An 858-nucleotide genomic window follows, 5' to 3' on the forward strand; every position below is an offset into this window, starting at 1 on the left:
GGCAGGAGCGCTTCATGAACGAAGGCGTCGACGGTCTGCTGCGCGACAAGACGCGGCCACCGGGCATTGCACCGCTTCAGTCTGTGCTGGTCGACAAGGTGGTGGCGCTGACGCTCGATCCGCCAGACCACGAGGCGACGCACTGGACGGTCCGCGCGATGGCGAAGGCTGTCGGCATCGCGGCGTCTTCGGTGGTGAAGATCTGGCACGACCATGGCCTTGCGCCTCACCGCTGGCGCAGCTTCAAGCTGTCCAACGACAAGGCGTTTGCCGAGAAGCTTCACGATGTTGTCGGGCTCTACGTCTCGCCCCCCGCTCATGCCATCGTGCTATCGGTCGACGAAAAGAGCCAAATCCAGGCGCTCGACCGCACTCAGCCGGGGTTGCCGCTGAAGCGCGGTCGCGGGGCAACAATGACGCACGATTATAAGCGCAACGGCACGACGACCCTGTTCGCCGCGCTCAATGTCCTCGATGGTTCGGTGATCGGCCGTAATATGCAGCGCCATCGCCATCAGGAGTTCATCCGCTTCCTCAACGCCGTCGAGGCCGAACTTCCGCCCGACAAGGCCGTCCACGTGATCCTCGACAACTACGCCACTCACAAGCAGCCCAAAGTACGTGCCTGGCTGGCCAGGCATCCGCGCTGGACCTTCCATTTCGTGCCGACATCCTGCTCATGGCTCAATGCTGTCGAGGGCTTCTTCGCCAAGCTCACCCGCCGCCGGCTGAAGTACGGTGTCTTCTACTCCGTCGTTGATCTCCAGGCCGCCATCAATCGCTTCATCACCGAGCACAATCAGCAATCCCAACCGTTCGTCTGGAGAGCCGACCCACACAAAATCATCGCTGCCGTCA

At 62.1% G+C, this 858-nt stretch carries 1 protein-coding gene; it reads left to right on the forward strand.

Annotated elements, in window-relative coordinates:
- Nucleotides 1–858, forward strand: an 858-nt coding sequence (locus D3227_RS40475; RefSeq protein WP_120019474.1) for an IS630 family transposase, incomplete at both ends; no start/stop codon positions are given.

Origin of the sequence: Mesorhizobium waimense (assembly GCF_003601975.1) — a bacterium.
GTDB classification, from domain to species: Bacteria; Pseudomonadota; Alphaproteobacteria; order Rhizobiales; family Rhizobiaceae; genus Mesorhizobium; species Mesorhizobium waimense.